Origin of the sequence: Aeromonas bestiarum (genome assembly GCF_000819745.1) — a bacterium.
GTDB classification, from domain to species: domain Bacteria; phylum Pseudomonadota; class Gammaproteobacteria; order Enterobacterales; family Aeromonadaceae; genus Aeromonas; species Aeromonas bestiarum.
Window position 1 is genome coordinate 28,475 of the sequence record NZ_CDDA01000022.1, and the last position, 26,781, is coordinate 55,255.

Consider the following 26,781-nt stretch of genomic DNA (forward strand, 5'->3'; position numbering starts at 1 on the left):
GCTGCGATACGCGCCCCCAGCGCTGCGTTGTTCAGCACCAGCTGGACATTAACGGCCAGGGAGTTACCGCCCCGGACTACCCGTTACAGGCTGGCGGCGATGCGGGCTCCCAGCGCGGCGTTGTTCAGCACCAGCTGGATGTTGGCCGCCAGCGAGTTGCCACCGGTCAGTTCGCACACCCGGGCCAGCAGGAAGGGGGTGGACGCCTTGCCCTTCACCCCCTGCTCGTCCGCTTCCTGCAGCGCCTGCTTGATCGCGGCATCTATGTCGGCCCTGGGCATGGCAAACTGGGTCGGGATCGGGTTGGTGACCACGGCACCGCCGGCCAGTCCCAGCTCCCACTTGAGGCGCAGCGCCTCGGCGATCGCCGCCGGGCTCTCCAGCCGGTAATCCACCTTGAAGCCGCTCTCGCGGGTGTAGAAGGCAGGCAGCTCATCGGTCTGATAGCCGATGACGGGCACGCCCTGGGTCTCCAGGTACTCCAGGGTCAGACCTATGTCGAGGATTGACTTGGCGCCGGCGCAGACCACGGCCACCGGGGTCTGGGCAAACTCCTGCAGATCCGCCGAGATGTCGAAGGTCTCTTGGGCGCCGCGATGCACGCCGCCGATGCCGCCGGTGGCGAACACCCGGATCCCGGCCATGGCGGCGATGATCATGGTGGAGGCGACCGTGGTCGCGCCCAGCCCCTTGTTCGCCAGCACGAAGGGAATGTCGCGGCGACTGCACTTGGTGGCGGCATGACCGGCCCGACCCAGCGCCTCCAGCGCCCCCGCATCCAGACCCACTTTGAGACGGCCATCCAGGATGGCTATGGTGGCCGGCACGGCGCCGTTGTCGCGCACGACTTGCTCTACCTGACGCGCCGTTTCCACGTTCTGCGGATAGGGCATGCCGTGGGAGATGATGGTGGACTCCAGGGCAACGACGGGTTTGCCGGCGGCCAGGGCCGCAGCGACTTCAGGTTGGATATCGAGGTAAGCGTTCAACATGGGTACTCCTCCAGCATGCGTTCAACGGCGGCCTTGGATAGGCCGGAAAAGACGGTATCGGAACAATTGACGGTGAGGGCGGCGCAACCGAGGGCGAACCGGGTTGTCTCCATGATGCCCTGCTCCTGCAACCAGGCATGGGCCAGCCCTGCCATGAAGGCATCGCCACCGCCGGTCACGTTGACGACCGGGCTGCCGAGCACGGGCAGATGGCCCTGGCACTCCCCGTCGCTATAGAAAATCCCCTGATCGCCGAGACTCAGGAACAGCCGCTGCACCCCGGCCCGGTGGAACCAGGCCGCCGCCATGGGCCAGGTATCGGGCCCGGCTATGGTGAAGCCGCACAGCTGCTCGGCCTCGCTGCGGTTGGGCTTGAGGGTGTGGATCCGGTGCAGCCAGGGGCGGATCTTCTCCACCTTGGCCACCGAGACGGTGTCGACGAAGATGATGTGCTCGCCCTGGCGCTCGAACAACCAGTCCAGGGTGTGGGTGGCGAGGTTGGTGTCGAGCACCCAGAGCCGGGCCGCGCCGAGAAAACCGCTCAAGGGGGTGAGCCGGGCCGGGGTGAGCTGCTCGATGATCGCCATGTCGTTGACGGCGCAGCTCATCTCGCCGCTGCCATCGTGCAGGCTGAGGTAACAGGAGGTCGCCTGGCCGTCCAGCATCAGCACCTGGCGCACGTCGACGCCGGCACGCTGGGTCACGTCCAGCAGGTGATGACCGTATTGATCGTTGCCCACCGCGCTCAGCAGCCGGGTATCTGTACCGAGCCGCGCCAGGTTCTCGGCTATGTTGCGCCCCACCCCGCCGGCGGAGGTGCGAACCTTGCCGGGATTGGAGTCGCCGATGCGCAGGTTGTCGTGGCTGCAGCCGCAGATATCCATATTTGCGCCGCCGATCACCACGGCGTAGGGCCCTTCCCGCAGCACATAACCGCGCCCCTGCACATAGCCCTGGCGCATCAGGCTGGAGATGTGGCTCGCCAGCGCCGAGCGGCTGATGCCGAGCCTGTCCGCCAGCTCCTGCTGGGCAATCATGGGGTCCTGGCGCAGCAGGGCGAGGATCTCTTGCTCACGTTCCGTCATAGACAAACATCCAGTTACAAACGTTTGTCTATTATTTCCGAAAAACGTTTTCCCGCTATCACCCCGTGCAAAAATTGTCGGTTTGCGCACAAAAAATCACCGGGCAAAGCCCGGCGATGAAAAAACGGTTTTCAGATGATTCCACTCAGCCCAACAACACCCAGACTTCGCTGGCACTCTGCATCACGGGCCAGCAGGCCACCTTCAGCGTCGGGTCGTCCAGACAGCGGCCATCGGCCAGGGCATAACGCTGCTTGTAGAGCGGCGAGGCAACCACGGGCTCGCCACCGCAATCCCCCACCAGGCCCCGGCTCAACACGGCCACCCCGGCCAGGGGATCCAGGTCATCCAGCGCATAGACACGCTCGCCGAGCCGAAACAGCGCCAGCGCCCGCCCCCCCAGCCAGGCGCTGCGCCCCGCCTGCTCCGGCAGGGCGGCCAGCTCGCATGCCCGCAACCATTCGCCATGCTCGCTCTGCAACACGTTCTCTCTGCTCGGCTCCATCTCTGCTCCTTGTCGCTGCTCATCCGGCATCTCTTGCCATGCACTCTGGTTGGCCCCGTTCATATCACCTCCTTGATACTGATGGCTGGCTTGCAACCCACTGGCCCCGTTCATATCACCTCCTTGATAGCGATATCCGGCACCCATTGGCCCCGTTCTTCCCGTCTGGGGGGCGTGCTCCCCTCCGGCTGGTTGACGAAGGCCTCGAACAGCTTCAGCTTGTCCGGATCCGCCAATGTGCTCTTCCACTCGCACTGCCAGGTGCCGACTATCTCCCCCATCATGGCCTCCAGCTCGGCCCCTATGCCGAGCCTGTCCTCTATGATCACCGACTTGAGGTAGTCGAGCCCCCCCTCCATGTTCTCCATCCAGACCGAGGTGCGCTGCAGCCTGTCCCCGGTGCGCACATAGAACATCAGCAGCCGGTCGATGTAGCGGATCAGGGTCTGCTCGTCGAGATCGGTGGCGAACAGGTCGGCGTGGCGCGGCCGCATGCCGCCGTTGCCGCACACATAGAGGTTCCAGCCCCGCTCGGTGGCGATGACGCCTATGTCCTTGCTCTGGGCCTCGGCGCACTCCCGGGTGCAGCCGGAGACCGCAAACTTCAGCTTGTGGGGCGCCCGCAGCCCCTTGTAGCGGTGCTCCAGGGTCTGGGTCAGGGTCATGGAGTCCTGCACCCCGTAGCGACACCAGGTGGAGCCGACGCAGGACTTCACGGTGCGCACCGACTTGCCGTAGGCCTGGCCGGTCTCGAAACCCGCCGCCACCAGCTCGCCCCAGATGGCGGGCAGCTGGTCGACCCGGGCACCGAACAGATCGATACGCTGGCCGCCGGTGATCTTGGTGTAGAGACCGTACTTGCGCGCCACCTCCCCGATTGTGATGAGGCCGTCCGGGGTGATCTCCCCCCCCGGAATGCGCGGCACCACTGAGTAGGTGCCATCCTTTTGCAGGTTCGCGAGGAAGGCGTCGTTGGTGTCCTGCAGGCCACGGTGCGGCTTCTCCAGCACGTGCTCGTTCCACAGCGACGCCAGTATGGAGGCGACCGTCGGCTTGCAGATGTCGCAGCCAAGGCCCTGGCCGTGTTTGTCGCGCAGCGCCTCGAAGCTCTTCAGCTCGCCGACCCGGGCCAGGTGATAGAGCTCCTGGCGGCTGTGGGCGAAGTGCTCGCACAGCCCCTTGTCCGCCTCGACCCCGATTTCGCTCAGGGTCTGCTCCACCACCTGCTTGAGCAGGTTGCTGCAGCCGCCGCAGCCGGTGCCCGCCTTGGTGCAGCTCTTGACCGCCGCCAGCTCGTGGTTGCCTGCCTTGACGGCGGCCACCACGGCCCCCTTGCTGACGTTGTGGCAGGAGCAGAGGATGGCGCTGTCCGGCAGCACCAGAGGCGCCGCCGCGCCGCCCGCTTCCCCCACCAGCAGGGAGAGCGGCGGCTGGGGCAGTGCCACCCCGTTCTGGTAGTACTGCAGCAGCCGCTCATAATCGGCTCCGTCCCCCACCAGGATGGCGCCGAGCAGCCGGCTCCCCTCGCCGTCGGTCACCAGCTTCTTGTAGATGCCGTTGACCCTGTCCAGCAGCAGCAGCTCCTGGGCACCGGCGGTGCTGGCGTGGGCGTCGCCGATGGAGCCCACGTCCACCCCCATCAGCTTGAGCTTGGTGGACATGTCGGCCCCCGCGAAGCGGCTCTCGCCGCCGCACAGGCTGGCCACGGCGGCGCGGGCCATCTGGTAGCCGGGGGCCACCAGCCCGAAGATGCGCCCCTGCCAGAGCGCGCATTCGCCGATGGCGAGGATGGCGGGATCCGAGCTGTGGCAGCCCTCGTCGATGCAGATGCCGCCGCGCTCACCGACGCTCAGCCCGGATTGACGGGCCAGGCCGTCGGCGGGTCTGATGCCGGCCGAGAACAGGATCACGTCGGTCTCAAGATGAGATCCATCCTTGAACCTCAGCCGCTGACGGGCCAGCTCCCCATCCTCGATGCACTCGGTGGCCTTCTCCACCAGCACCTCGACCCCGAGCGCCCGGATCTTGTCCCGCAGCACGGCGCCGCCGTTGTCATCGAGCTGCACCGGCATCAGCCGCGGGGCAAACTCCACCACCTGGGTCTTGAGGCCGAGCAGCCGCAGGGCATTGGCCGCCTCCAGTCCGAGCAGGCCGCCGCCGATCACCACGCCGCTGCGCGCCTGGGCGCAGGCATCGCGGATGGCGGCGAGATCCCCCAGGGTACGGTAGACGAAGCAGCCCGCCCGCTGATGGCCGGGGATGGGGGGCACGAAGGGCACGGAGCCGGTCGCCAGCACCAGCCGGTCGTAACCGAACCGCTCGCCATCGGCCAGGGTCAGGGTGCGGGTATCTCTGTCCAGCACCTCCACCTCGGCCCCCAGCCGCAGCCTGATGCCCTGCGTCTCATACCAGGCGGGATCCGCCAGTTGCAGCGCCTCGGGCGCCTTGCCGCCAAATACCTCGGACAGATGCACCCTGTCGTAGGCGGAGTCCGGCTCGGCACCAAATACCGTCACCTCGAACCGGTTCAGGCCACCGGCTGCTACCAGCTGCTCGACGAAGTGATGACCCACCATGCCGTTGCCGATCACCAGCAGACGTTGTTTCTCACCCCTCTCAGGCGAGTCGACCAAGTGATGGTCCATCTCATCATCCATGCCCTTGCCCACCACCAGCAATCTTTGTTTATTGTCCATGTTTCTCTTCCTTGAATTCTGGGGGCTCAGGCGCGCAGCTTGCTGCGCACCGGGTCGGCCGCCTTGAGGGGGGTCACCTTGCGCTGCTTCTCGTAGAGGAAGCGCAGCACCTGCTGGCGCAGCTTGTGATAGTGACCATCGTCCGCCAGGGCGACCCTGTCTCTGGGCCTTGGCAAGTCCACGGTCAGGATCTCCCCGACCGTGGCGGCGGGGCCATTGGTCATCATGACGATGCGATCGGAGAGCAGCACAGCCTCGTCCACGTCGTGGGTGATCATGATGACGGTATTGCCAAGCTCGGCCTGAATGGCCATCAGCGCATCCTGCAGGTGGGCCCGGGTCAGGGCATCCAGGGCACCGAACGGCTCGTCCATCAGCAGCACCTTGGGGGAGAGCGACAGCGCCCGGGCGATGCCGACCCGCTGCTTCATCCCTCCCGACAGCTCGTGGGGCATCTTCTGGCTGGCGTGATCCATCTGCACCAGGGAGAGGTAGTAGTCGACCCGCTCCGAAGCCGCCCGCCGGTTCGGCTCCACCTGCCCCACCGCCAGCGCCACGTTCTGCCGGACGCTGAGCCAGGGCAGCAACGCATGGTTCTGGAACACCATGGCCCGCTCCGGGCCCGGCCCAGCCACCTCGCGCCCGTCGAGGATGATGCCCCCCGTGGTGGGCTCCAGCAGCCCGGCCACCAGGTTGAGCACAGTGCTCTTGCCGCAACCTGAGTGGCCTATGAGGGAGACGAACTCCCCCCGCTCGATGCGCAGGTTGACCCGGCTGAGGGCCTCGAAGCGCCCCTGCTCCGTCTCGAACGAGATGCCGACGTCGCTTATCTCCAGATAACTCTTCATTGGCTCTTCTCCTGCCTGAATATGTGTTTCGTCACTGAACCCGGTTCCTAGCGCAGCACCTGACGCTTGTCCCAGGACAACCACTGCTGCAGGGCCAGCATGCCCCTGTCCAGGCCGCAGCCGATGAGGCCAATGGTGACCACGGCCACCATGATGCGGGCCAGGGAGGCCGAGCCGCCGCTCTGGAACTCGTCCCATACGAACTTGCCGAGCCCGGGGTTCTGGGCCAGCATCTCGGCCGCGATCAGCACCATCCAGGCCACCCCGAGCGACAACCGCAGCCCGGTGAAGATCATGGGCAGGGCGCCGGGCAGCACTATGCGGCGCACATGGGTCAGGAAAGAGAGCCGCAGCACCCGGCTGACGTTGTGCAGGTCGCTGTCCAGCCCCGCCACCCCGACCGCCGTGTTGATCAGGGTCGGCCAGAGGGAGCAGAGGGTCACCGTCAGCGCCGAGGTGACGAAAGACTTCGCAAGCCAGGGCGCAGAGCTGGTGTAGAGCGCGCTCACCACCAGCGTGATAAGCGGCAGCCAGGCCAGGGGCGACACCGGCTTGAGCAGCTGGATCACCGGGTTGGCGGCGCGGTAGAGCCCCTGATTCATGCCGAGCAGCACGCCGCACGGGATGGCGATCAGGCTGGCCAGAGCGAAGCCGCACAGCACAGTGAGCAGGCTGGTGGCGATCTGATCGAAGAAGGTGGGGCGCCCGGTATAGGGGCGCAGCCTCACCTCGGCCGCCGGATCTGCGGCCAGCCGCTCGGCATTGCGCACCTGCTGGCGCTCGAGGAAGGCGCTCGCCTTCTCCCGCTCGGCCAGATGCTCCTGCCCCAGCGACCAGAGCTGGCTGGCGGTCGCCAGCGGTCCCGGCAAGGTGCCCAGGCTGGTCTGCACCTGACTCGCCCCCCACTGCCAGAGGCCGAGGAACAGCAGCACGCCGAGCAGGGGCTGCACCATGGTTTTCCAATTGATGACTTTCCACTTGTGTCGTTTCATTGCGCTCTCCTCGCTCATTGCACCCGCTCATCGCCCTTGAGGCCGATGGCAAACTGTTGCAGATAGGCGTTGGGGTGGCGGCCGTCGTAGATGAGGCCGTCGATGAAACCATCCTGCGGGCCGCGATAGCCCTGCTCACTGGCAAAATCGGGGAAATCCTGCGCCTTGAACTTGCCCTCGGCGATCAACTCCTCGGCCGCCTGGCGGTAGACCTCGGGTTGATAGACTGCCCTGGCGACCTGCTCGAACCAGGCGTCCGGCTTGGCCGTCGGGATCTGGCCCCAGCGCCGCATCTGGGTCAGATACCAGATGGCATCCGAGTAGTAGGGATAGGTGGCCTGATGGCGGAAGAAGACGTTGAAATCCGGCAGGCTGCGCTTGTCTCCCTTGGCGTACTCGAAGGTGCCCACCATGGAGTTGGCGATCACCCCCTCGTCGGCCCCCACGTACTCCGGCCGCGCCAGCAGCTTGGCCGCCTCGCGCCGGTTGCCGTTCTGCTCGGCATCCAGCCACCAGGCCGCCCGCAGCAGCGCCTTCACCAGCCGTATGTGGGTATTGGGGTGACGCTCGGCCCACTGGCGGGTGACGCCGAACACCTTCTCCGGGTTGTTGCGCCAGATCTCATAATCGGTAATGACGGGCACCCCTATGCCCCTGGCGACCGCCTGCTGGTTCCAGGGTTCTCCCACGCTGTAGCCGGCTATGGTGCCCGCCTCCAGGGTGGCGGGCATCTGGGGTGGCGGCGTGACCGACAGCAGCACGTCCGCCTGACGCTGACCCGAGCTGTCGCCGAGGTCGGGGGCATAGAAGCCGGGGTTCAACCCGCCGGCCGCCAGCCAGTATCTGAGCTCGTAGTTGTGGGGGGAGACGGGGAACACCATCCCCATGTTGAACGGCTTGCCCGCCTGCCGGTATTGAGCCACCACGGGTTTGAGCGCGGCGGCGCTCACCGGGGCCGGTACCTGGCCCGCCACCGCCTTGGGCAGATGGGGCTGCATGGCGGCCCACACAGGGTTGGCGACCGTGATGGCGTTGCCGTTGAGATCCATGGCGAATGCCGTCACCAGCTCGGCCTGGGTGCCTATGCCGACATGGGCGGCCAGCGGCTGACCCGCCAGCATCTGGGCACCGTCCAGCTCGCCGTCGATCACCCGATCCAGCAGCACCTTCCAGTTCGCCTGCGCCTCCAGGGTGACGTAGAGCCCCTCATCCTCGAAATAACCGCGCTCATAGGCCACCGCCAGCGGTGCCATGTCGGTCAGCTTGATGAAGCCCAGCTTGAGCTCCTCCTGCTCCGGGGCCCCCACAGCCGCCAGCGTCGGCAGTGACAGCAGCGCCAGCAGCAGACCCGCACATCCTTGTCTCTTGTTCATTCGCCTTCCTCGCTCAGATCACAGTCATGGGCGGCCGTTTCCCTGCGCCGTTGCAGGGTCGCGACCAAAAAAAAACCTCACCGATCCGGGATCGGTGAGGCCTCTTTGCCCTGTTGCGAGTGACGGGCCCGTGGGCGCCATCACTCCTTGTCTTCTGGGTAATCCACTTTCCGTGCCACATTGGCCAAGCCGCCGAAACGGGCCCTATTCCACCTTTTTCCTCCCGCTTTGCCTTCTCGTTTGCCTCAATTAGGCGCAGTTGCACCAAAACGGTTTGCCAGCCCCCTCAGAATCGGTTCGCGATCTGTCACGAGAGGTCGTCAGCAAGGTAAAGAGCAGCGCAGGAACCGGAGTGTGTAAATACACATGAGCACTCTTGGTGACAAACAAGCGAGCAGCACATGAGCCTTGATCACGGCCTCGCAGTAGGATCGTGGACAGGTTCTCACACCGGCAGTGCCAGCAGCAGCTGCCGTGCCAGCTCCCCCAGACTCAGGTGCCGACTCATGGCGGTGCTGCGCATCAGGCGGTAGGCCTGCTCCTCGTCCAGCCCCTGATGACGCATCAGCCGCCCCTTGGCCTGCTCGACCAGCCGTCGCTCCACCAGCTGCTGGCGCAGTTCACTCTCGGTCTGCGCCAGCGCCTGCACCATGGCCAGCTGGCTGCGGGCCAGCCGCAGCCACTGCTCGACCGGCTCCCGCTCGCCACACGGATGCGGCACCAGCAGCACCCCCTGCTGCAACAGGGCGATCTGGGGCTCGGTGCCGATCCGCTCGCAAAACAGCAGGCGCGGCACCCCGGGCCAGAGAGAGAGGCCGAGCCGCACCTCGGCGCCAAACTGGCGACTGCTGATGAGCAGGGCATCCCCCTGTTCGTTCGGAGTCAGCAGTTGGCGACTGTCCAGGATCTGCGGCTGATGGCCGTAGTGGCTGACCAGCCGGGCCAGACGGTTGGCCTGACCCGGCTCATCGGCGTGGATCAGCAGGCGGGAAGGGGGGCCGGCACGGCCCCCGGGGGGAAGAGTGGTCATGGCGCTCCTTGCCAACGGCTAGCGCAGCTTGTCTGTCGCTGCTTGTTCACCGCAGATGACGCAACATGAAGGCCAACTATTTGAATCTACCCCCTTTTTATCTATCTGGAGGTAGTGGAGGTAGAGGCTGTGGAGGGACTCAGGCCACCCGATCCAGCGCCTGGGTCAGCAGGGCGTTCAGCTCGCTGCGCAAACCCACCACCTCCCCCATGATCATCAGCACGGGACTCTGCCCGAGCAGGGCCACGGCGGCCTCTGCCAGCATGGCCAGCCGGGTCTCATGCACCTGCTGCTGCGGGCTGCAACCGGCCACCACCAGCGCCACCGGCAGATCCGGCGAGGCACCGGCCGCCAGCAGTCCCTGCCGGATCTGCGCCGCCCGCTCCAGTCCCATGTAGAACACCAGGGTGTGGCCGGCCCGGGCCAGCCCCTGCCAGCCCTGATAGTCGCCCTCCTCCATCAGATGACCCGTCACCAGGGTCAGGGAGCGGGCCAGCCCCCTGTGGGTCAGGGGGATCAGGCTGCTGGCGGCGCAGCCCAGCGCCGCCGTGATGCCGGGCACCAGCTCGGCGGCTATGCCGTGACGGGCCAGGTGCAACGCCTCCTCCCCGCCACGGCCAAACACCAGGGGATCGCCCCCCTTGAGCCGTACCACCCGCTTGCCGGTGCGGGCCAGCGCCAGCAGCAGGGCGTTGATCTGATCCTGGCTCGGGCTCGGCTCGCCGCAGCGCTTGCCCACGTCGAAACGGGCCGCGCCATGGGGAATGCGGGCCAGGATCTCGCTTCCCACCAGGCGGTCATAGATCACCACCTCCGCCGCCTCCAGCAGTTGCAGGGCACGCAGGGTCAACAATTCGAGCGGGCCGGGACCGGCCCCTACCAGACTGACATGGCTCATCTCACACTCCTTGTATTTCTGCCCCCTAGAACCTGTTCACGACCTGTCACGAGAGGCTGTCAGCAAGGTGAAGCGCAGCGCAGGAACCGGAGCGTATAGATATACGTGAGGATTCCGAGCAGCACATGAGCCTTGATCACGGCCTCACAGTAAGATCGTGTACAGGTTCTTAAGCTGAGGCGATAAAAACATGCTTAATCAATAGCTTGTCTATCTCTGGCAGACAGGTGCCGCAGTTGCTGCCACAGCCGAGCAGGGCCTGCAGCCCCGCCAGCTCGCTCACCCCCTGCCGGGTGATGGCGTCGACGATGCGCAGCTCTGACACCCGCAGGCAGGAGCAGACCAGTCGGCTATCCCCGGCCAGGGCCGCGCTCAGGGTCTGGCTCAGGGCTCCCGCCTGCAAGGGCGTGCCGAGCAGGCTGGCCAGCAGGTCGACCTTGATGTCAGGCCATCGTTCCCCCACCAACAGCAGACCCTCGATGCGGTCCTGCGCCAGCGCCACCGCGAGCCAGCCCTGCTTGAGCGGCAGCCGCAGCCAGCGGCCCGCCACCCCCAGCCGCTGCCACAGCGCCTGGGGCCCCTCCGACCAAGAGGCCAGCAGGGTGCAGTTGCCTTCGGGCAGGGGGCGCCTGGCCCACCAGTCCACCGCCTCCCCCCAGGGTTGCTGACCGAGCCAGAGCCCCTGCCAACGGGTTTGCTGCGGCTCGGCCATCACCCGCCCCTGCTTGAACATGGGCTGGCCCGAGAGGGGATCCACCACGGCGGCGATGAGGCGGTTGACCGCCCCCTGGCTGCACTGGCTGTCGGTCCAGTGCATGGGCAGGAAGGCCTCCCCCTCCCTCAGCCCCTCGTCCACCCCGATCAGCAGCCGCGCCTCACCGAGCCCGTTGCTCAACCGCACCAGATCCCCCTCGGCCAGCCCGAGCGCCAGCAGGCTGGCGGCGCCCACCCGCAGCTTGGGCCAGGGTTCGGCCTCCTGCAGGCGGGGCACGTGGCCGGTGCGGGTCATGGTGTGCCACTGATCCCGCAGCCGGCCCGTATTGAGCAGCAAGGAGAGGCCCGCCGGCTGCAGCACAGCTTTTGGTTCGGCGACGGCGACAGGCTCGGGGGGAAAGTGCTGGGCCAGCGGCAACAACCGGGCCCGCCCATCCGGCGTGGAGAAGACCCCATCCTCGAACAGGCGGGCGCGGCCGCTGGGCCAGACGGCGTTGACCGGCCAGCTCAGGGGCGCCAGCGCCTCGAATTCGGCCCGACTGAGGCGGGCCAGCCCCGAGATGTCGAACTGGCGGCTCCCCTGGTTCTCGAACCCCGACAGGGCCGCGTGTTCGCTGAAGATGTCGTGCTCGTGCTCATAGGCAAAGCCCTCGCCGAAGCCGAGCCGGCGGGCTAGCTGGGTCAGCGCCCACCAGTCGGGTCTGGCCTCGCCCGGCAGGGGCAAGAAGGCACGCTGGCGGCTGATGGTGCGCTCCGAGTTGGTGACCGTGCCGCTCTTCTCGCCCCAGGCGGCGGCGGGCAGCAGCAGGTGGGCGAGGCGCGCCGTGTCCGTGTCCGCCGTCACCTCGGAGACCACCAGCAGCTCGCAGCGGGCCAGCGCGTCGCGCACCCGGTTGCCGTCTGGCAGGGAGACGGCCGGGTTGGTGCCGAGCACCCAGAGCGCGCGTATCTCCCCGCGCGCAACCGCCTCGAACAGCGCAACCGCTTTGTGTCCCGGCCCGCGCACCATGGTCGGGCTCTGCCAAAAGCGCTGCACCCGGTCGCACTCGACCTCGCCAAAGCCCATGTGAGCCGCCAGCTGGGTCGCCAGCCCGCCCACCTCGCGCCCGCCCATGGCGTTCGGTTGCCCCGTCATGGAGAAGGGGGCCGCCCCCGGCTTGCCGATGCGCCCGCACAGCAGGTGGGCGTTGATGATGGCGTTGGCCTTGTCCACCCCCTGATTGGACTGGTTGATGCCCTGGCAGAACAGGGTGACTGTTTTGGGGGTGCGGGCAAACAGCCGATAGAAGCCGAGCAGATCCCCTGGCGCCAGGTCGCAGCTCTGGGCCACCGCCTCCAGCTGCCAGGCCGGATCGTCCAGCGCCGCCGCCAGCGCCTCGAAACCGCTCACATGGCGCGCCACGTAATCCTTGTCCCAACCATCGTGATCGAGCAGATAACGGCAGAGACCGTTCCACAGCGCCACGTCGCTGCCGGGTTTGAGGGCCAGGTGCAGATCCCCCTGCTCCGCCGTCATGGTGCGACGGGGGTCCAGCACCACCAGCTTGAGCTCGGGGCGCCGCGCCCGCGCCTGCTGCAGCCGGCGAAACAGCACAGGGTGGGTCCAGGCCGTGTTGGCCCCCGTGATCACCACCAGATCCGCGAGCTCCAGATCCTCGTAGCAGGCGGGCACCAGATCCTCGCCGAAGGCGCGCTGATGGGCCGCCACCGCCGACGACATGCAGAGCCGGGAATTGGTATCCACGTTGGCACTGCCCAGATACCCCTTCATCAGCTTGTTGGCGACGTAGTAATCCTCGGTGGTGAGCTGACCCGACAGGTAGATGCCGATGGCCGATGGCCCGGATTCGGCCAATATGGTGGCAAACCGGCTGGCCAGGGTATCGAGCGCCTGATCCCAGCCGATGCGCTGCCCCAGCCAGCGCGGATAGAGCAGGCGGTCGGGAAAGTCGAGACTCTCCAGCAGGCTGGCCCCCTTGACGCAGAGGGCGCCCGCGTTGGCCGGATGCTGTTCATCCCCTTTAAGCTGCCAGCTTGCGCCCTCCCGGCTCAGCCGGATGCCGCACCCTACTCCACAATAGGCACAGGTGGTGTTCATTCCCTCGCTCCTTGTCGTCCGGCGACCCGGTTACGGGTTGCCTGATTGCCACGGCCCATAAAAAAGGCGTCCGCCCCTGATGGGGACGGACGCCTTTGTCCAGATGAGCCGCATTCACTCTGTCCAGGGATGACTGCAAACCCTGCGCCAAGATGTCAGCCCCTGCGCCACCGCGGCCAGGCAGGCCGAGTTGCGCCGGGACGGTGCAATTGCCCCCTTCCGGGGCCCCGCCGAGCAAAAAGAGGCCACCGCCGGGCCAAGACGGAGCCTGCAAGCGGCCGGCGCCCCCAGGCAAGCCTCGACATGCATGTCATGGGCAAAGCGCGAACCGGGAGTATAATGCGGCCGCCACAGAGGAGAACAAGATGAAAGAATCAGGTTATGGCTGCCCAGAGCAGGCCGATCCACAATCGCCAACCCAGGCGGCACCGGGCTATTGCTGCATCGGACTGGTCAATCCCAAGTCACCAGAGAACGTGGGGGCCGTGATGCGCGCCGCCGGTTGCTACGGGGCGGACGAGGTCTACTACACGGGCAACCGCTTCGAGCTGGCGCGCCGTTTTGCCACGGATACCAAGCAGATGGTGGACAAGATCCCCCTGCTCGGGATCGATAACCTCATGGAGATAGTCCCGGCCGGGTGCGTCCCCGTGGTGGTGGATCTGATCGAGGGCGCCACATCGCTGCCGGATTATGTCCATCCGGAGCGGGCCTTCTATATCTTTGGCCCCGAGGATGGCACCCTGGATCCCGCCCGTTATGGCGCCGTGAAGGATGTGGTCTATGTACCGACGCAAGGCTGCATGAACCTGGCCGCCTCGGTCAACGTGATCCTGTATGACCGCTTGGCCAAGCGCCTGCGGGCCGGGCTAACAGAGTAAAGTTGTAGTCTATGTAACCACACGGCAAGGCTGCATAAGCCTAGCCGCCTCGGTCAAGGTGATCCTGTATGATCGCTTGGCGAAACGCCTCCGTGCCGGGCTAACAGAGTAAAGCTGTGGTCTATGTGGCGACACGGCAAGGCTGCATAAGCCTGGCCGCCTCGGTCAACGTGATCCTCTACGACCGGCTGGCGAAACACCGGCGGGCCAGGCTAACAGAGTAAAGCTGTGGTCTATGTGGCCACACGGCAAAGCTGCATAAACCTGGTGGCCTCGGTCAAGATGATCCTCTATGACCGCTTGGCGAAACGCCTGCGGGCCGGCTTGTTATAACGGCGTCACTGCTCCCCTTACTTCTGCACCCTTTGTTCCAGCTCCTTGATAAAACCACGGTAGTAATCATGGAGTTGGTAACGGCGATAGATCTCGGCCAGGGTACCGCTCCGGATCAGCCGCACCATGCCCTGATCCCAGAGCTGTTGCAGATGCCCCCCTCGCTCGGTATCGGCAAAGATGGGGTAGGTCGGGATCCAGCGCAGGAAGGTGCGATTCATGTTGGCGGGGATGGAGTCGGCCGAGTAGAGCACACCTGCGGTCAGGTAATAGCGGTAGCGCTCCTTAGCCAGCAGTTGCAGCGCCATGTCGTGGCTGTCGATCTCGTGCCAGCGCATGGTGACCGGGATGTATTTGTCAAAAGCCCAGCCCCGCAGCCACAGCACCCCCTCTCCTTTCAAACTGGTCTCGCCGAGCCATTGGGGCTGCCACTTCTTGAGCATCAACACGGTCAGATCGTCGGCCGAGGCGGGATAATCCGGCTGGCGCACACCGCTGACCTCATCCCGATAGACCCCCATCGCCATGTCTCCCCCTTTTTGCGCCACCACAGCCAGCGCCCGTTTGTAGGGCACTAGGTGCGGTATCACCTCATAGCCATGGGGCAGATAGATGGCTCTGACGATATCCAGATAGACGCCCCGCCCATCAGGCTGGCAGAAGCCGGGCCAGTCATCGCAATAGACATGCAGGGGATCGGCCCGACCGGGCAGGGAGAACAGAAGAAGCAGCAACGACAGCAGCAGACGAACCATGTTTCACAATTTCCTCGGTGGCGATGTTTTCATCCGACGGATCAGCCAGCGCGATGAATGCACCCAAGCCATACCACATCATAAGAAGATATGGCGCTGAATCACCTCTTTTTCCCAGTTTTGAGAGCGAGTCGAGGGTTATTACCCTCTGAATGGGTATTATTGACAATAAGATTCATTAGTAGCCCAACCATAGGGGAGCCTTCATATGTCATCCATCAAAACCCTGCTCTGCCCCGTCGATTTTTCCCAGATGTCCCAGTCTGTGCTCGACTATGCAGTGTTCATGGCCCGGAGCCATCAGGCCGAACTCAAGCTGGTCCATGTGGTGGATCAACTGCACGGTTTCGACAGCTACAAGATCCTGCACATGACCGCCATCGAGATCACCCACGAGATGGAACGCCAGGCCAAGACCCAGCTGAAAGAGCTGGTCGCCAGCCTGCCCATTCCCGCCACCTTCGAGGTACGCTTCGGCCGCGCCGCCGACGAGATCGTCATTCAGGCGAAAGAGGAAAAGGTCGATCTGGTGGTCATGGGCAGCCACGGCCGCTCCGGCCTCAGCCACCTGCTGGTGGGCAGCGTCGCCGAATCCGTGGTGCGTCACGCCCCCTGCCCCGTGCTGGTCGTGCGTTAACGCCCAGCTCGTTCACCGCGTAACAGATAACAACAAGGCCAGCACTCGTGCTGGCCTTGTGCATGGATGCGTGCACCTCAGCCGTGGGCATAGATGACGCTTCCCCCCTTGATGATGTCTATGATGGCCCTGGACTGCTCCTTGGGCAGCGCGGGACAACCCCAGCTGCGGCCCAGCTTGTCATATTTGCGTAGGTGCCGCGGGCTGGCATAGTCAGCGCCGTGCACCACTATGGCACGCCTGCGGGCATTGCTGTTCTTGCCCGGGCTCAAGCCATCGAGGCGCAGCGAGTAGCCGTGCTTGCCCTGATAGGTCTCAGCGGTGCGATAGACGCCGAGGGAACTCTGCATGGAGTTGAGCTGGTTTGAAAACTGGCGGGCCGCCAGCTCGCCCGAGTTGCGGCCGTGGCTGACCCAGGTGTGGTAGAGCAGCTTGTGGCGTTTCACGTCGATCACGAACAGCCGGCGCTGGGTCGAGGGTTTGCTGTAGTCGATGATGGTGAGTATGGGTTTGCGCTTGTGGCGCACGCTCTGATAACTGTTGATGGCCTGGCGAAACACCTGTTTGTCGAGCTTGCCTGCCAACCCCAGCTGGCGATAGAGATCCTGATCCCAACTGGCGTGGCTGCTGGTGCTGAAACAGAGCGCACCCAGCAGCAGCGGCAAGCTCAACCAGAGCCATCCTGGCCGCGCAATCCAATCTGTTTGCTTCATCCTTGAATCTGCTCCCGTTTTTGTTGGTAGTGCAGTGTGCAAAATATCGCCATACCCTGCTGGATAGTTATATGCAAGCCCCTGATGGGGCGCAAGAAAAGAGCATAAAAATGCCGACCTGAGTCGGCATAGTTCCAGCAGGCGTTGGCAACGTCCTCAGGCACGGATCAGATAATCCGCCAATCCCACCCACTTGTAGCTGGTCAGCTCGGTCAGCCCCATGGGGCCGCGGGCGTGCAGCATCTGGGTCGAAACCGCCACCTCGGCGCCCAGCCCGAACTGGCCACCGTCGGTGAAGCGGGTGGAGGCATTGACGTAGACGGCGGCCGAACCGGCGCCATTGACGAACCGCTCGGCATTGCGCAGATCGTTGGTGAGGATGGCATCCGAGTGGCCGGCGTTATGCTCGCGCATGTGGGCCAGCGCCTCGTTCACGTCCGCCACCAGCCGGACTCCCAGAGTCAACCCCAGCCATTCGGTATCGAAGTCTTCCGGGCCCGCCTCGCGCAGCGTGTCGGCGCCAGCCAGCAGCGCCATGGCGTTGGGGGCGGCCACCAGGGCCACCTTGCGCTCGTTCATCAGGCTGACCAGCTGCGGCAGCAGGGCGGCGGCCACCTTTTCATGCACCAGCAGGGTATCGAGGGCGTTGCAGGCGGAGGGGCGCTGCACCTTGGCGTTGTCGATGACCGCCAGCGAGCGCGCCAGATCGGCGCTCTCATCCACGAAGACATGGCTGATGCCAAAGCCGCCAATGATGACGGGGATGGAGCTGTTCTCCTTGCACATCTTGTGCAGCCCGGCACCACCACGGGGGATGATCATGTCCACGTAGCGATCGAGACGCAGCAGCTCGCCCACCAGCGCCCGATCCGGATTGTCTATGTATTGCACCGCCTCGGCTGGCAGGCCGGAGGCGGCCAGCGCGCTCTGGATCACCCGCACCAGCTCCAGGTTGGAGTGGAAGGTTTCACGGCCACCGCGCAAGATGCTGGCGTTGCCCGTCTTGAGGCAGAGGCTGGCGATGTCGATGGTGACATTGGGGCGCGCCTCGTAGATGACGCCTATGACACCGATGGGCACCCGACGGCGAGAGAGGCGCAGGCCGTTCTCCAGCACCCGGCTGTCGATTTCGGCACCGACCGGATCATCCAGGGTGATCACCTTGCGCACGTCCGCCACTATCCCCGCCAGCCGGGCCGGGTTGAGCAGCAAGCGATCCAGCATGGCGTCCGACAGTCCGGCCTCGCGGCCAGCCGCTATGTCCTTGTCGTTGGCGGCCAGGATCTGGCTGCTACGCGCCTCCAGCTCATCGGCGATGGCGGCCAGTGCCCGGTTTTTCTGCGCCGTGCTGATGGTCGCCAGCTGATAGGCGGCTTCGCGGGCCGCCTGCCCCATTTTCTCCAGACTCATGATTTTGTCCCTTTCTGGGTGCCGCCTTACAGCAGCACCATGTTATCTCGGTAAATGGCCCATGATCACCGTAGCGAACCGGCGGCCTTATAGAAGCACCATATCATCTCTGTGAATGGCCACGGCGCCATAGCCATAGCCCAATATCTGTTCTATCTGATCCGAGTGAACGCCCCGCAGCTTCTCCAGCTCCAGATGGTCGTAACGGCAGATGCCGCGAGCCAGCTCGACGCCCTTGGGATCGAGAATGCGCACCACGTCGCCGCGCACGAAATCCCCCTTCACTGAGACTATGCCCTTGGGCAGCAGGCTGGAGCCCTTCTCCTGCATGGCGGCCACGGCGCCCTGATCCACCTGGACTTCACCGTGCGGGGGCGGGCCAGCCAGGATCCAGCTCTTGCGCCCTTCCAGCGGCGAGGCCAGCGCCGGGAACAGGGTGCCGATGCGCTCGCCCTTGGCGAGACGGCCTATCACCTCCGGCATCTGGCCGGTGGCGATCACCACCTTGACCCCGGCCCGGCGCGCCACGTCGGCCGCCTGCAGCTTGGTCGCCATGCCACCGGTACCAAGACCACCGACGCTGCCACCCGCCAACTTGCGCAAGGTGTCGTCTATGGTCTGCACCTCTTCGATCAGCTGGGCATCCGGGTTGCTGCGCGGATCGGCGGTGAACAGGCCGGTCTGATCGGTCAGCAGGATCAGCAAGTCGGCATCGGCCAGAATGGCGGCGCGGGCGGAGAGGTTGTCGTTGTCACCCACCTTGATCTCGGCGGTCGCCACTGCGTCGTTCTCGTTGATGACGGGAATGATACGGTGATCGAGCAGGGTGCGCAGGGTATCGCGAGCATTGAGGTAACGCTCCCTGTCTTCCAGATCGGCGCGGGTCAGCAACATCTGGCCGATGTGCAGCCCATAGAGGTTGAACAGATCCTGCCATACCCGAATGAGCTGGGTCTGGCCAACCGCCGCCAGCATCTGCTTGTTGGGCAGGGTCGGCGCCAGTGGGGGGTGACCCAGATGTTCACGCCCGGCGGCGATGGCCCCCGAGGTGACCACCACGACTCTGTGGCCGTGACGGTGCAGGGCCGCACACTGTCTGACCAGCTCCACCATGTGGGCACGGTTAAGCTGGGAAGATCCCCCGGTGAGCACGCTGGTGCCCAGTTTGACGACTATGGTTCTGTTTTCCATGGGAGCAAGAAGGCTGAAAAGTAAGGAATCCCTTTATACCCACGGCCCTGTTGCCCTGCAAGGCAATTAAGCCCGCAAGCGCTGCGTGGACCAGGGAAGCTTGCCTTGTGGCAAGAGACTGCTGGCTTGAAGAGAGGAATGGATAACGGCGGGCAGCGAGACAAGATGGCCCTGCGAGTGAGTGGACGGCTCGCAGGGCATCAGTACATCAGGCGGCGGTGACGGTCAGCTCGTTGGTCACCTGCTCGGCAGGGGAGAGCCGACACTCAAGCGAGGTGAGCTTGTCACTGATGAGCTTGTAGAAGCGGTTGAGGGTGCGATCGACTTCCACCTGATGCTTCTTCGGGATTGGCTTGTTGATCCAGGCCCCTTCCGCATTGTAGAAACCGACCTGATAGTGATAGCTGAAGCTGTGATCCTGCTGCTCCAGCACCAGCCACCAGCCCCAGAACTCCCGCTTGTCCGGCGCCGGTTTGGCGCTGACGCAGACGGAGAGACAGTCGAAACGGTAACGCCCCTCTTCACACAGATCTTCACGTAAATAGGGGCCAATCGCGGCAAACTGCCTCAGCAGTCGCTTGTAGGTCACTCTTTCTGACATGTTAACCTCCCTGTTGAACAAGCCACATCATCCTGGGATGACGTTATTTTTTAGCGCTATATCATGTACATAGGTGCTTTTTAAGCCAGTCGACCATCTCTTTCAACGCCTCGTCATACACCTCCAGCAAGGGTTGCTTGTCGAACACCACCGCCTTGCCATTGCGGCTGGCGGACGCCAATGCCCGTACATCCTGCTCGGGACAAATAAAATCTTTCTTGTGTCCGATACTTAGTATCGGCACGGGAGTGCGAGTCCCCAGCAATCCTTGCGTCTTGAGGGAAAATACCTGGCACTTGGTACGCAGCGACTCCCACTGGGCCGCGTCGGCCCCCAGACGATTCGCCAGCCCGTCGCGCATCATGCGCGGGCAGCGGGCGAACATCTCCTGATTGGTGAACACCTGATTGACGCCCGCCCCTATGCAGACCACAGTCCTGAGCTTGAACGGCTCGATGAAGGCGAGGCGCGCCGCCACATTGCCCGCCAGACGAAAACCCACCATGGCGATGCGCTGATGATCGACCCAGGCCACCTCTGACAGGTGGTTCAGCACGGCCTGATGCAGCCGGCTGGTGTCTTGCACCAGTGGCCAGTGCTCGGCATAGCCGATACCCGGCATATCCAGCGACAACATGCCGATGCCGTTGGGTTCCAGGCATTTGAGATAGAGGTTGAGGAAATCGACCTGCAGCGAGTCGATGCCGCCGCTGACGATGACCAGGGGCACGGGTTTGTCCGTGGTCGGCAGATGCAGGTAGCCCTGAATGCTCTTGCCACGAAATGGCACCTGTATCTCTTTGAGGGGCACCTTGAACAGGCGACCCGCCTCGCGGTAGGCCATGTTGCCGAGCAACTGGGCCTGATCCGCCAACTCGTCATTCTTCAGATGGGGATAACTGGCGATGGAGTAGTAACGCACCGCCCTGAGCAGATCCTTCAGGGCTGCCGCCGAGTCACCCTGCTCCACCAGGGCGCGGCCCTGATTGAAGTAACGGCCGGCCAGCTGGCTCCACTCATAGACCCAGTTGCCGGACACATAGCCCTTGATGGTATCCAGGTAACGCTCGTGGGTGCGTTCCCCTTTTCCCATGGCGATGCAGGCCAGCGTCTGTTCCACCTCGACCGGATCCGCCCCTTGCCAGGCCCAGGTTGGCCGGCGCAGCAGACGATACCAGCGCGACGACATGGAGCCATCGATAAAGGTCTCGTCCAGATTGGCATCTTGCTCTTCCACCGGGCTGCTGTTGGAGATCTCGGAGGTCTCCAGCACCTTCTTGACCCGGGTAAACAGCTTCTCGGTCAGGTTAAGGTCGTCGTTCAAGTCCAAAGTAATTACTCATACGGTCAGGCAATGGCTCCATCTTAACCACTTTTCCCGCCCGGCAGCCAGTTGCACCACAAAAAAACAGGGCTCCATATAGGAGCCCTTTGAAGCTGATTCAGTGCTTACTCTTCGTCGCAGATAGGCTGGGCAAACTCCAGCGCCATGTCCCAGGGCTGTTCGATCCAGGTGTCCTGCGGGATGGCGACTTCGAAGTCATCCAGCAGCTGCTCACCCATGGGCTTGGCGAAGATGGCGATGAACTTGGCCTTGGGGTAGAGCTCGCGGATCGCCTTGGCGGTAGTGCCTGTGTCCACCAGATCTTCCACCACCAGCCAACCTTCGCCATCACCGGCCGTGGTCGCCGCTTTGACAACCACCAGCTCGCGCTGGCTGTTGTGGTCGTAGCTGGAGATGCACAGGGTTTCGACATTACGGATGCCAAGTTCGCGGGCCATCAGCGCGGCCGGTACCAGACCACCACGGCTGACCGCTATGATCCCTTTCCACTGGCTGACAGGCAGTTGACGACGGGCCAGACGGCGCGCTTCACGTTGCAGGTTATCCCACGACACATAAAACTTTTTTGGCATGTTATCTATCTCGAAGAGTTATATAAAACAAGTACTTAAAAAATTATCACCTCGCGTTTTCACGCGCGGCTGAGTCAATGCTGGCACCCCTGCTTCCCGAATTCGGCTTGCACGTTGGCGGCCTCAGGGCTGGTACCTCGGCAGCAAAAACAGATGCAATGAAAGCAGGATGGGCATAGCTGGCGGCCATGTCGTTTGGAGGAAAGACCGCAGACAGGCTGTTGGGCCGGCATGATAGCATCGTTTGCGGATAAATTGACTGGCAAACGTATGCGAAATGCAGGAAAAAGCGTCCCGGCCCCCTGCCATCCCGCCCGGCGTCTGGCATACGCCCACGCTTTACCACATCCGTTCCAGCCCGTTGCAGATAAAAAAATAGCAGGGGGAGGATGGCATCCTCACTCACCTGCTGCTTCACATCTTGTTGCTTGTCCCCGGCGGGGCGCCCCTGCTTAGCGGTAAGCGAAGGGATTCGGGTAGCTATAACCCTGGGTGTAGAGCGATTGGGCAAACCAATAGGTTGAATTGCTGCCTGACATAGTAAAACTCCTGATTGCTTAACAAGTTACGTACCTTTATGCGGGCTCAGATCCTTGAACAGACACTCGGTTCCATGGAGGCGCACTTGCTTTGCTTCGGTTCCCTGGAGGCATTCATCGTCATCCTGACGGGTGGCGAACCACGGCCACCAATTTACCAGCCGGTGCCATAAACACAATATTTTTGTGACGAACATCACGTAATTTCTTTTGTGCTGGGCATTGTCACCTCAACCTCGGCTGCACGCTGCGAACAACCCGATTACCAGCACAAGCCGCGCGCAATTTGCGCTGATCGCTCACATTTTTGTGTGATTGACTGTATTATCGTTATCCTCTTCCTCGGCCCTCTGGGCCCGGTCAATTTCCGTGCTGGTAAGGAGTCCCGACGTGGCACAGCTTAGTTCTCTCTCTCCCCAACTGATTTGGCATTTCTTCGAACAGATCTGCTCCATCCCCCACCCTTCCAAGCACGAAGCCCGTTTAAGCGCCTGGATAGTCGAGTGGGCCCAGGGGGAAGGCCTGGCGGTCAAGCAAGACGCCGTCGGCAACATCATCATCAAGAAACCGGCCACGCCGGGGATGGAAAACCGCAAGGGTGTGGTACTGCAGGCCCATATCGACATGGTGCCCCAGGCCAACGCCGACACCCGGCATGACTTCACCCAGGATCCCATCGATGCCTATATAGACGGTGACTGGGTGACTGCCCGCGGCACCACCCTGGGCGCCGACAACGGCATGGGCATGGCCGGTTGCCTGGCCGTGCTGGCCGACAAAAACCTCAAGCACGGTCCGCTGGAAGTGCTGCTGACCACGGACGAAGAGACCGGCATGACGGGCGCGTTCGGGCTGGAAGCGGGTTGGCTGGAAGGCGAGATCCTGCTCAACACCGACTCCGAAGAAGATGGCGAGGTCTACATGGGCTGCGCCGGCGGTGTGGATGCCAATATCCGCTTCCCGCTGGAGCAGGTCGCCGCCACCGAGGGCGACGGGTTCGAGCTGCAGGTGAAGGGGCTGCGTGGCGGTCACTCCGGCGTCGATATCCACCGCGGTCGTGGCAACGCCAACAAGCTGCTGGTGCGCCTGCTGAAAGCGGCCGAGCCGCTGGGCCTGCGTCTGGCCGAAATCCACGGCGGCACCCTGCGCAACGCCATCCCGCGCGAGGCACGCGCCAAGCTGCTGGTGCCCGCTGCCCACGTCAATGAATTCAAGGCCCTGGTCGACCGCTATGCCGGCATCTACCAGAGCGAGCTGGCAGCCACCGAAGCCAACCTGACAGTGCTGCTCACGGCTCAGGAGAAACCGGCCAAGCTGATGAGCGAAACCCTGCAGGCACGCCTGCTGGACTCCCTGATGGCCTGCCCGAACGGCGTGATGCGCATGAGCGATGCCATTCCGGGCGTCACCGAGACCTCCACCAACCTGGGCGTCATCAAGACGCTCGACGGCGAGGTGTATGTGCAGTGCCTGATCCGCTCCCTCATCGACTCCGGTCGCGAGAGCGTCGAGCAGATGACCCGCTCCCTGTTCAATCTGGCCGGTGCAAGCTGCGAATTTACCGGGGCCTATCCTGGCTGGGCGCCGGATGTGGACTCCCCCGTGATGGCGCTGGTACGCAACAGCTACCAGACCCTGTTCGGCGAGATGCCCAACGTCATGGTGATCCACGCAGGCCTGGAGTGCGGCCTGTTCAAGAGCGCCTATCCGGACTGGGACATGGTCTCCTTCGGCCCGACCATACGCGGTGCCCACTCGCCAGACGAGAAGGTACACATCCCGGCGGTCGAGCGCTTCTGGCAGCTGCTGGTGCACGTGCTGGAGCAGATCCCGGCCAAATAAGGCGCCGGTTCCTCTGTACTTGCAGTCGACCTGATGCATACCCCGCCAAGTGCGGGGTATTTTTTTGCACGCATGTGGCCGCCACCGCCATCCACGCCAGGCTCCTGAGGGTCGCCTTCCTTTCAATACCCTGGCCCTCCATCTGCCCATCAGGGCTCACTTCCGGCCCGCCATTGTGCCCTCAGTGGCTCTGAAACCGTCTCCATGAACAGAACTGGGTTTGAAAACCCTTTCCATGATTTATGTAAATTTACCACACAAAAAGTTGATCCAGCTCACATAAGGCCATAGGATCAAATTGTGACCCAGGTCACACACTACAACTAGATAACAGAGCAATGAGGTGAATATATGTTTGAGAACCTGGCAGTACTGTTCCACCTTAAGGGTGCAACCAGCAAGAAAGGCGCCGTAGAGAAAGACACCTACGCCCCGTCAACCCGTGAGTATTACTTCCGTTACGGTGCCTGATGCATCGGAGAAAGAGATCTAACGTAGTAAAATTACACACATCATAATCATTACAACAGCCATCCCCTCTCGGGGCCGCTGTCCTGCCCTGGCCAGATGTTCCACGGCCAAACCTGAACTCCAACCATGAAGATGGGGCCCACAGGCCCCATTTTTTTATTGCTTGTCTCCCGTGCCACTCTGTTGCGATGCGGGCACCGGCATCATATCGCCTTTCCCAGGGGCACAGCCTCTGCCTCCGCCAAGGGGAAGTGGCAGGCCACCTGATGAGCCGCCCCGTCACAGATATGCAGGCTCGGCGCCGTGTGACGGCACAGATCCGTGGCATAGGAGCAACGCTGGTGAAAGTGGCAGCCGCTCGGCGGCGAGATGGGGGACGGCACATCGCCGGTCAGCAGTATGCGCTGGTTGCGACGGCGCGGATCCGGCACAGGAATGGCCGAGATGAGTGCCTGGGTATAGGGGTGGCGTGGCGCCAGATAGAGCGATTGAGCCTCCGCCAGCTCGACGATCCGTCCCAGATACATCACAGCAATGCGATCCGAGATGTGTTTCACCACCGACAGGTCGTGGGCGATGAAGATGATGGCCAGGTTCATCTCCCGCTGCAGGCTGAGCAGCAGGTTGATAATCTGGGACTGCACCGAGACATCGAGGGCCGACACAGCTTCGTCGCATATCAGCAGCTTGGGCTTGAGGGCGATGGCCCGGGCGATGCCGATGCGCTGACGCTGACCGCCGGAAAATTCGTGGGGGTAGCGATCCACCGCACTCTTCGGCAGGCCCACCTTGTCCAGCAGCTCCAGCACCCAGGCTCGCCGCTGCTCAGCGTTGCCTTTACCGTGGATAATGAAGGGCTCCTCCAGGATCTGGCCGACCGTGTGGCGGCTGTTGAGGGATTCTGCAGGATCCTGAAACACTATCTGCATCTCCTGGCGCAGAGAGCGCATCTCCCGGGGCGAGAGATGGGTGATGTCCCGCCCCTCGAAGCTTATCTGGCCTGCGGTCGGCTCGAACAGCTTGAGCAGGGTACGGCCCAGGGTGGACTTGCCACAACCTGACTCCCCCACCAGCCCCAGCGTCTCCCCCTGTTTGAGGTCGAAACTGATGCCATCCACCGCATAGACACTATACTTCTTGCGCAGAAAACCACCGCCAAGCTGGAAGTGCTGTTTCAAATCCCGCACGGACAACAACGCCGTCATATCGTCAACTCCTTCCAGTGATGGCAGGCCACCCCATGCCGGGCACCGAGCTGCTCGGTCGCCGGAATGACTCTTATGCAGAGGTCGGTGGCGTGGGGGCAGCGATTGGAGAAGCGGCAACCCGCCGGCATCTCGTGCAGGGCGGGCACCTGACCCTTGATGGTCTTGAGCAGGCTCTTGGGGACATCTTCCAGTCGCGGGATCGAGCTCATCAAGCCATGAGTATAGGGATGGCGCGGGTGGTCAAACAGCTCATAGACATCCGCCTGCTCCACCGCGCGACCGGCATACATCACCACCACCTCGTCGCACAACTCGGCCACCACACCGAGATCGTGGGTGATGAAGATGATGGCCATGCCGGTCTGGGCCTGCAGCTCCTTCATCAGCTCCAGGATCTGGGCCTGAATGGTCACATCCAGCGCCGTGGTCGGCTCGTCGCAGATGAGCAAATCCGGCTCGCAGGAGAGCGCCATGGCGATCATCACCCGCTGGCGCATGCCGCCGGAGAGGTTGTGAGGATAGACGGCAAAGCGCTGGGCCGGCTCCGGGATCCCCACCTTCTGCAGCATGGCGATGGCCGCGGCTTTGCGCTGGGCCCGGTTGTAATCGGGTCTGTGCAGGCCGAACACCTCCATCAGCTGATCGCCCACCGTCTGCACCGGGTTGAGCGCCGTCATCGGCTCCTGAAAGATCATGGAGATACGGTTGCCGCGCACCTTGTACATCTGATCCGGCGCCAGGGTGAGCAGCTCCTCCCCCTGAAAGCGGATGGAGCCAGCCACCACCTGACCGTGGGGCTTGGGCAGCAGCCCCATGATGGCGAGCGAGGTAACGCTCTTGCCGCAGCCGGACTCGCCGACGATACCTAAGGTCTGACCCGGGGCCACCTTGAAGCTGACCCCGTCGAGCACCTTGATCTTGCCGTCGTCGACGGCAAACTCCACCTCGAGATCGCTTACCTCAAGAATCGAGGCCTGGTTCTGGCCGTTATCAACGGCGAACTCCCCCCCGTTATCCGGTACGTCAAGAATGGGGGCCTGTGTGTTGGGCAT

22 protein-coding genes are annotated in these 26,781 nt (G+C 63.6%); 3 read left to right on the top strand and 19 right to left on the bottom strand.

Annotation, left to right across the window (positions count from 1 at the left end; genetic code table 11):
* Positions 1 to 83 precede the first annotated feature (83 nt).
* From BN1118_RS11745 to BN1118_RS11790, 10 genes are all read right to left on the bottom strand, one after another.
* Complete coding sequence (locus BN1118_RS11745; RefSeq protein WP_043556223.1) at positions 84 to 992, bottom strand: pseudouridine-5'-phosphate glycosidase; 909 nt, start codon at positions 990 to 992, stop codon at positions 84 to 86.
* A complete protein-coding gene (locus BN1118_RS11750) occupies positions 986 to 2,077 on the bottom strand; it encodes a PfkB family carbohydrate kinase (protein ID WP_024943589.1) in 1,092 nt (363 codons plus the stop codon). Before BN1118_RS11750 ends, BN1118_RS11745 begins: the two co-directional genes overlap by 7 nt.
* A 145-nt stretch (positions 2,078 to 2,222) precedes the next feature.
* Positions 2,223 to 2,645, bottom strand: a complete 423-nt coding sequence (gene nirD, locus BN1118_RS11755) for a nitrite reductase small subunit NirD (protein ID WP_244463602.1) — start codon at positions 2,643 to 2,645, stop codon at positions 2,223 to 2,225.
* Positions 2,646 to 2,692: 47 nt separating this feature from the next.
* Positions 2,693 to 5,278, bottom strand: a complete 2,586-nt coding sequence (gene nirB, locus BN1118_RS11760; protein ID WP_156994927.1) for a nitrite reductase large subunit NirB — start codon at positions 5,276 to 5,278, stop codon at positions 2,693 to 2,695.
* Between the two features lie 26 nt (positions 5,279 to 5,304).
* Positions 5,305 to 6,126: an ABC transporter ATP-binding protein gene (locus tag BN1118_RS11765; RefSeq protein ID WP_043556226.1), complete on the bottom strand. Its 822-nt coding sequence runs from the start codon at positions 6,124 to 6,126 to the stop codon at positions 5,305 to 5,307.
* Between the two features lie 47 nt (positions 6,127 to 6,173).
* A complete protein-coding gene (locus BN1118_RS11770) occupies positions 6,174 to 7,118 on the bottom strand; it encodes an ABC transporter permease (protein WP_043556228.1) in 945 nt (314 codons plus the stop codon).
* 14 nt (positions 7,119 to 7,132) lie between these two features.
* Complete coding sequence (locus BN1118_RS11775) at positions 7,133 to 8,491, bottom strand: CmpA/NrtA family ABC transporter substrate-binding protein (protein WP_043556230.1); 1,359 nt, start codon at positions 8,489 to 8,491, stop codon at positions 7,133 to 7,135.
* 445 nt (positions 8,492 to 8,936) lie between these two features.
* Positions 8,937 to 9,521, bottom strand: a complete 585-nt coding sequence (locus BN1118_RS11780; RefSeq protein ID WP_043556232.1) for an ANTAR domain-containing response regulator — start codon at positions 9,519 to 9,521, stop codon at positions 8,937 to 8,939.
* Positions 9,522 to 9,660: 139 nt separating this feature from the next.
* Positions 9,661 to 10,419: a uroporphyrinogen-III C-methyltransferase gene (cobA, locus tag BN1118_RS11785; RefSeq protein WP_043556233.1), complete on the bottom strand. Its 759-nt coding sequence runs from the start codon at positions 10,417 to 10,419 to the stop codon at positions 9,661 to 9,663.
* 169 nt (positions 10,420 to 10,588) lie between these two features.
* Positions 10,589 to 13,231, bottom strand: coding sequence for a nitrate reductase (locus BN1118_RS11790; RefSeq protein ID WP_043556235.1), 2,643 nt, complete (start codon positions 13,229 to 13,231; stop codon positions 10,589 to 10,591).
* A 365-nt stretch (positions 13,232 to 13,596) separates the two neighbouring features.
* Between BN1118_RS11790 and BN1118_RS11795 the strand changes: the two genes are divergently transcribed.
* A complete protein-coding gene (locus BN1118_RS11795; protein WP_043556236.1) occupies positions 13,597 to 14,112 on the top strand; it encodes an RNA methyltransferase in 516 nt (171 codons plus the stop codon).
* A 350-nt stretch (positions 14,113 to 14,462) separates the two neighbouring features.
* On the opposite strand, the gene BN1118_RS11800 is transcribed toward BN1118_RS11795, so the two are convergent.
* Positions 14,463 to 15,200, bottom strand: a complete 738-nt coding sequence (locus BN1118_RS11800; RefSeq protein ID WP_043556238.1) for a hypothetical protein — start codon at positions 15,198 to 15,200, stop codon at positions 14,463 to 14,465.
* Between the two features lie 208 nt (positions 15,201 to 15,408).
* Here BN1118_RS11800 and BN1118_RS11805 point away from each other — a divergent pair, with 208 nt between their 5' ends.
* Positions 15,409 to 15,837 carry a universal stress protein gene (locus tag BN1118_RS11805; RefSeq protein ID WP_043138135.1) on the top strand — a complete coding sequence of 143 codons (429 nt, stop codon included), beginning with the start codon at positions 15,409 to 15,411 and terminating at the stop codon, positions 15,835 to 15,837.
* Between the two features lie 77 nt (positions 15,838 to 15,914).
* Here the strand turns inward: BN1118_RS11805 and BN1118_RS11810 are convergent, their stop codons facing one another.
* From BN1118_RS11810 to gpt, 6 genes are all read right to left on the bottom strand, one after another.
* Positions 15,915 to 16,550 carry a murein L,D-transpeptidase catalytic domain family protein gene (locus BN1118_RS11810; protein WP_043138133.1) on the bottom strand — a complete coding sequence of 212 codons (636 nt, stop codon included), beginning with the start codon at positions 16,548 to 16,550 and terminating at the stop codon, positions 15,915 to 15,917.
* 156 nt (positions 16,551 to 16,706) lie between these two features.
* The gene (locus BN1118_RS11815; RefSeq protein ID WP_043556239.1) at positions 16,707 to 17,960 is read right to left on the bottom strand and encodes a glutamate-5-semialdehyde dehydrogenase; all 1,254 of its coding nucleotides are present in this window, start codon (positions 17,958 to 17,960) and stop codon (positions 16,707 to 16,709) included.
* An 87-nt stretch (positions 17,961 to 18,047) separates the two neighbouring features.
* Positions 18,048 to 19,151, bottom strand: a complete 1,104-nt coding sequence (proB, locus tag BN1118_RS11820) for a glutamate 5-kinase (protein WP_043138127.1) — start codon at positions 19,149 to 19,151, stop codon at positions 18,048 to 18,050.
* A 208-nt stretch (positions 19,152 to 19,359) separates the two neighbouring features.
* A complete protein-coding gene (gene crl / locus BN1118_RS11825; RefSeq protein WP_043138124.1) occupies positions 19,360 to 19,752 on the bottom strand; it encodes a sigma factor-binding protein Crl in 393 nt (130 codons plus the stop codon).
* A 61-nt stretch (positions 19,753 to 19,813) separates the two neighbouring features.
* Complete coding sequence (gene frsA, locus BN1118_RS11830) at positions 19,814 to 21,082, bottom strand: esterase FrsA (RefSeq protein ID WP_043138123.1); 1,269 nt, start codon at positions 21,080 to 21,082, stop codon at positions 19,814 to 19,816.
* A gap of 119 nt (positions 21,083 to 21,201) precedes the next feature.
* A complete protein-coding gene (gene gpt / locus BN1118_RS11835) occupies positions 21,202 to 21,669 on the bottom strand; it encodes a xanthine phosphoribosyltransferase (protein ID WP_042866764.1) in 468 nt (155 codons plus the stop codon).
* Positions 21,670 to 22,598: 929 nt separating this feature from the next.
* Here gpt and BN1118_RS11840 point away from each other — a divergent pair.
* A complete protein-coding gene (locus BN1118_RS11840) occupies positions 22,599 to 24,050 on the top strand; it encodes an aminoacyl-histidine dipeptidase (protein WP_043556240.1) in 1,452 nt (483 codons plus the stop codon).
* Positions 24,051 to 24,724: 674 nt separating this feature from the next.
* On the opposite strand, the gene BN1118_RS11845 is transcribed toward BN1118_RS11840, so the two are convergent.
* Positions 24,725 to 25,726: an ABC transporter ATP-binding protein gene (locus BN1118_RS11845; protein ID WP_043556242.1), complete on the bottom strand. Its 1,002-nt coding sequence runs from the start codon at positions 25,724 to 25,726 to the stop codon at positions 24,725 to 24,727.
* Complete coding sequence (locus BN1118_RS11850) at positions 25,723 to 26,781, bottom strand: ABC transporter ATP-binding protein (RefSeq protein ID WP_043556243.1); 1,059 nt, start codon at positions 26,779 to 26,781, stop codon at positions 25,723 to 25,725. The genes BN1118_RS11845 and BN1118_RS11850 overlap by 4 nt, the downstream gene beginning before the upstream one ends.

What these genes read in the sequence shown, in the direction of transcription:
- BN1118_RS11745 (WP_043556223.1), bottom strand. Translation starts at nt 992, where the DNA reads ATGTTGAACGCTTACCTCGATATCCAACCTGAAGTCGCTGCGGCCCTG.
- BN1118_RS11750 (WP_024943589.1), bottom strand. Translation starts at nt 2,077, where the DNA reads ATGACGGAACGTGAGCAAGAGATCCTCGCCCTGCTGCGCCAGGACCCC.
- nirD (WP_244463602.1), bottom strand. Translation starts at nt 2,645, where the DNA reads ATGAACGGGGCCAACCAGAGTGCATGGCAAGAGATGCCGGATGAGCAG.
- nirB (WP_156994927.1), bottom strand. Translation starts at nt 5,278, where the DNA reads ATGGACAATAAACAAAGATTGCTGGTGGTGGGCAAGGGCATGGATGAT.
- BN1118_RS11765 (WP_043556226.1), bottom strand. Translation starts at nt 6,126, where the DNA reads ATGAAGAGTTATCTGGAGATAAGCGACGTCGGCATCTCGTTCGAGACG.
- BN1118_RS11770 (WP_043556228.1), bottom strand. Translation starts at nt 7,118, where the DNA reads ATGAAACGACACAAGTGGAAAGTCATCAATTGGAAAACCATGGTGCAG.
- BN1118_RS11775 (WP_043556230.1), bottom strand. Translation starts at nt 8,491, where the DNA reads ATGAACAAGAGACAAGGATGTGCGGGTCTGCTGCTGGCGCTGCTGTCA.
- BN1118_RS11780 (WP_043556232.1), bottom strand. Translation starts at nt 9,521, where the DNA reads ATGACCACTCTTCCCCCCGGGGGCCGTGCCGGCCCCCCTTCCCGCCTG.
- cobA (WP_043556233.1), bottom strand. Translation starts at nt 10,419, where the DNA reads ATGAGCCATGTCAGTCTGGTAGGGGCCGGTCCCGGCCCGCTCGAATTG.
- BN1118_RS11790 (WP_043556235.1), bottom strand. Translation starts at nt 13,231, where the DNA reads ATGAACACCACCTGTGCCTATTGTGGAGTAGGGTGCGGCATCCGGCTG.
- BN1118_RS11795 (WP_043556236.1), top strand. Translation starts at nt 13,597, where the DNA reads ATGAAAGAATCAGGTTATGGCTGCCCAGAGCAGGCCGATCCACAATCG.
- BN1118_RS11800 (WP_043556238.1), bottom strand. Translation starts at nt 15,200, where the DNA reads ATGGTTCGTCTGCTGCTGTCGTTGCTGCTTCTTCTGTTCTCCCTGCCC.
- BN1118_RS11805 (WP_043138135.1), top strand. Translation starts at nt 15,409, where the DNA reads ATGTCATCCATCAAAACCCTGCTCTGCCCCGTCGATTTTTCCCAGATG.
- BN1118_RS11810 (WP_043138133.1), bottom strand. Translation starts at nt 16,550, where the DNA reads ATGAAGCAAACAGATTGGATTGCGCGGCCAGGATGGCTCTGGTTGAGC.
- BN1118_RS11815 (WP_043556239.1), bottom strand. Translation starts at nt 17,960, where the DNA reads ATGAGTCTGGAGAAAATGGGGCAGGCGGCCCGCGAAGCCGCCTATCAG.
- proB (WP_043138127.1), bottom strand. Translation starts at nt 19,151, where the DNA reads ATGGAAAACAGAACCATAGTCGTCAAACTGGGCACCAGCGTGCTCACC.
- crl (WP_043138124.1), bottom strand. Translation starts at nt 19,752, where the DNA reads ATGTCAGAAAGAGTGACCTACAAGCGACTGCTGAGGCAGTTTGCCGCG.
- gpt (WP_042866764.1), bottom strand. Translation starts at nt 21,669, where the DNA reads ATGCCAAAAAAGTTTTATGTGTCGTGGGATAACCTGCAACGTGAAGCG.
- BN1118_RS11845 (WP_043556242.1), bottom strand. Translation starts at nt 25,726, where the DNA reads ATGACGGCGTTGTTGTCCGTGCGGGATTTGAAACAGCACTTCCAGCTT.
- BN1118_RS11850 (WP_043556243.1), bottom strand. Translation starts at nt 26,781, where the DNA reads ATGCCCAACACACAGGCCCCCATTCTTGACGTACCGGATAACGGGGGG.